The 3,326-nt window shown below is 50.5% G+C and carries 5 protein-coding genes; 3 read left to right on the top strand and 2 right to left on the bottom strand.

The features are described 5' to 3' along the window. Nucleotides 1-806: glycogen synthase (locus ACOSYY_RS09240; RefSeq protein ID WP_421661979.1), on the top strand; the 806-nt coding region annotated here is incomplete at its 5' end. Nucleotides 807-842: 36 nt separating this feature from the next. Here ACOSYY_RS09240 and ACOSYY_RS09235 read toward each other — a convergent pair. Then, nucleotides 843-1,109: a hypothetical protein gene (locus ACOSYY_RS09235; protein ID WP_421661978.1), complete on the bottom strand. Its 267-nt coding sequence runs from the start codon at nt 1,107-1,109 to the stop codon at nt 843-845. 405 nt (nt 1,110-1,514) lie between these two features. Further along, complete coding sequence (locus ACOSYY_RS09230) at nt 1,515-2,021, bottom strand: response regulator transcription factor (protein WP_421661977.1); 507 nt, start codon at nt 2,019-2,021, stop codon at nt 1,515-1,517. A gap of 562 nt (nt 2,022-2,583) precedes the next feature. Between ACOSYY_RS09230 and ACOSYY_RS09225 the strand changes: the two genes are divergently transcribed. Together ACOSYY_RS09225 and ACOSYY_RS09220 are read left to right on the top strand one after the other, a co-directional pair. After that, nucleotides 2,584-2,934: a PilZ domain-containing protein gene (locus tag ACOSYY_RS09225; protein WP_289269311.1), complete on the top strand. Its 351-nt coding sequence runs from the start codon at nt 2,584-2,586 to the stop codon at nt 2,932-2,934. A 39-nt stretch (nt 2,935-2,973) separates the two neighbouring features. Then, nucleotides 2,974-3,326 (top strand): hypothetical protein (locus tag ACOSYY_RS09220; protein ID WP_421661976.1); only part of this gene is annotated, 353 nt, incomplete at its 3' end.

The raw sequence follows: 3,326 nt of genomic DNA, 5'->3' as shown, positions 1-3,326 counted from the left end.
ATTGGCTTACCACGGTCAGCCCGACCTATGCCCGGGAGATTCAACTGCCGGAACTGGGTTTTGGGTTGGATGGCGTGTTACGTGAACGACACGATCGCCTTCTCGGGATCACGAACGGAATCGATATCGATCTGTGGGATCCGTCACGTGATCCGTGGTTGCCGTCCCGATACTCCGCCCAGGATCATTCAGGGAAGCGATTGTGCAAGACCGCGCTGCAACAGGAGATGCAGTTGCCGGTTGGCGACCACCCCTTGATTGGAGTCGTATCGAGACTTGTGGAACAAAAGGGGATCGACCTCGTTGTCGATGCCCTAGAGGACATGCCGTCCATTGATTTTCAGTTGGTCGTGCTGGGGACGGGCGACCCTCTCTTGGAGCGACGGCTAAGAAACTTGGAGGAAGCGCGTCCGACCCGCGTACGTGTCCGGCTTGGATTCAATGAGGAATTGGCTCATCGTATCCAGGCCGGCGCCGATATCGCCTTGGTTCCTTCTCGGTATGAACCTTGCGGGTTGACCCAATTGTGCAGTTTACGATACGGAACTGTTCCGGTCGTCAGGAAAACAGGAGGGTTGGCTGATACTGTGGCCGGATATCCGGGTGACGACTCTCAAACCCCGACGGGTTTTGTATTTGACGAGCCGACTCCTGATGCGTTTGCTCGAGCGTTGGGTCAGGCCCTACAGGTTTACAGAGAATCGGACTGGAAGAGATTAATCGAATCGGGCATGAAAGTGCAGGTCGGATGGGAAGAACCAGCTCGGCAGTATGAGGAGCTTTACAGGAAGTTGTGCGCTATCTAACGTACAATGGGCAATGGGAGACAGCCCGTAAATGGGTTAGTTGGGAAAAGATGAGGGACGCGACTGGTCTGCTGTTGCCTGCAAATCCTGATCGATCCGAAGAAGTCCGAATCGTGCCGCGTCGACATAATAACGCAACTCAGAGTTCTGAAGGTCTCTTAAGACTCGGCCAAACATGTCCTGCGCGAGGATAATGTGTCCTTGCCGATAGGCAATTTGTCCGGTGTGGAGGAGGCAATCTGCATTCATAGCGTGGGGATCGACAGCCAGCCTGGTTTTGAGTGGCTGGATGAATTTCGTCAACGTCCCCTGTGAAACTGAATCGTGATCGCCAGTTAGTACACCGCGGTCCCTGTGAAGGATCATCTCTTCCACCGTCCGAGCATGCCCGACAAGCTCATCTAGCCTTTCAGCCGACCGGCATGCCTGATAGGTTCTCCACATCTCCGCAAAGCTTGATCGATGGAGGAAGCTTGGGTCGGACTGACAGCCGGCAATGACGCCTACGAGCGACGCTAAAACGATGCACTGTATCCACATCCATTTGGAATTCGGGATCATGAGGGAAGAAGTGAGCAAGGTTCAGGCCATGGTGGATCATTCACAAGCCATTGAAATTAAATGACAATAAATACAACTGGCGCTGGATTAGCAATAAAGGTGGTGCGTTTGAACAACAGGTGTGGTTTATCGGAGACGGGGAACGAGTTACGAGCGGAAAACTTGGGCGAGGATACCGGTACGGGTGGTGGAATTTGTTTTGCGCATAATATGTTTGATGTGTTCTTTAACAGTTTGCTCCGTAATATTCAGGGCATTGGCAATCTCTTTGTTGGTCCAGCCCTTTGCCAAATGCTCAACTACGGCGTGCTCCCGGTTGGTTAATTGAAACCGTTCCTTGGCTTGCTCCGTATTAAATTGTTGACGGCGCCCAATTTCTTCCATCGTGATAACAAGGCGGGCGCTAGTAATGCCGCCTCGATCCGGGAGCCCAAAACCCCGGAGGAGAATTGGTTGCTCGGAGTTTCCGGCTACACGCTTCACTTCAAACTGTTCCCAGTCTTTGGCTTCGGTGCGAACCGTCAGTGCCTTAATGATCTCGGAAGACAGCTCGGTGAGCGCTGAAGGAAGGACGCCTTGTGCTTGCTTGCTGTTCTGTTTGCCATGTTCTGCTTCGTTAATCTTCCGGCACAGCTCCGATGCTTGACGGTTCATGTGGAGTAATTGCATTGATGAGGACAATACAATTATTCCGGGACCGGCTCGCTGTTCTGTGATCGCATCAATCTGGGGCTGCGATGTAGCGTTGCCTGGATAATCCTCAGGGGCCATGGGGATATTTGTTTACATTCGTTGTTGAAATGGGTAAGTTCGACTCTATGCCGAACATCAAGCATCTGCAGTGCCAATGGAAATAGTATCTAACACTTTCGAGGTAGTCAACTTGCTACTTTCGTATAGAACGGTATACATATAGGTTATTGTGCAGGATTGCCCCAGATCATAGTGTCTCCAATGTTTGTTGCCGCTTGACTCACACTACCTAGAAACCACAGATCATTAACCGATCTGTGGTATTGTGCGAATTTACTTTTTATATTCAACAACTTGAAAGGCGTTTCCACAAACCGTATTCTTAAGGCTTCAGTCGCGTCGCCTTGTCGTTCGATGTTATTTGTCGCACGCTTCTTGCACATTAATCAAGTTTTTAGCCATTTAGTAGAGTTTAGAGTTTATTCATTTGGGGAACCAAGAGAAATTAGAGGGAGTTATAGGCGTGGCTGCTGGTGATTGGGATTGGACAATACAGGATAACAATAGAGACCACAGCGAGCGAGTCGCCCTTCTGAGGCCCATTTCTTATGAGATCACGGCGCCCCTCAACGTTTCTCATGAAGGTCTGGTGCTTCAGGGGAAGGCCCTCTCACTGAATATCAGCTCCGGAGGCATGCTCGTTCTCATGGATCGAGAACCTCTCCTGGACCAGGTCCTCAAAGTATATGTGCCTACTCCTATTACTCAGGCAGAAACACCCACGCTGGCAGAAGTGCGTTGGACGCGACGGATGCCTTTTAGTAAGTCAACCGGCAATGGGGCTTTCTTCGTGGGGCTGAAATTTATTTTTTGATCGATCGTAAGGTTCACGTGCTGAAGAAAATTTACGGTCTTGGTGAGTCCGGATGGCTTTACGAACAAGGGCGCTTCACTGGTCATGGTTTTAGGCTTAAGGACTGAGCAGATCATCTGTGAAGGAATGCTTTCCTGCAATCGAAAGATGGGCAGAAAATTAGTAGGAAGGCATGACGTGGGGGATGCAATGAGGCTTTTGACAAGCGGTTTGATTTTCTTATCCCTTGCCGCATTCTGCGGAGTGGCGCATTCTGAAACCGGAGGAACCGCAGCGGCTTCAACAAGCCAAGCAGATGCTAAAACGCGGCATGTGAATGCTACGGCCGAGAATTCACAATTGATTGTGACCCCTGACTATATCTTGGGACCTGAAGATGTTTTGGAAATCGC

This window comes from Nitrospira sp. BLG_2 (assembly GCF_049222245.1).
The sequence above is the reverse complement of the archived record's forward strand: the minus strand, read 5'-3'. Positions and strand labels throughout refer to the sequence as shown.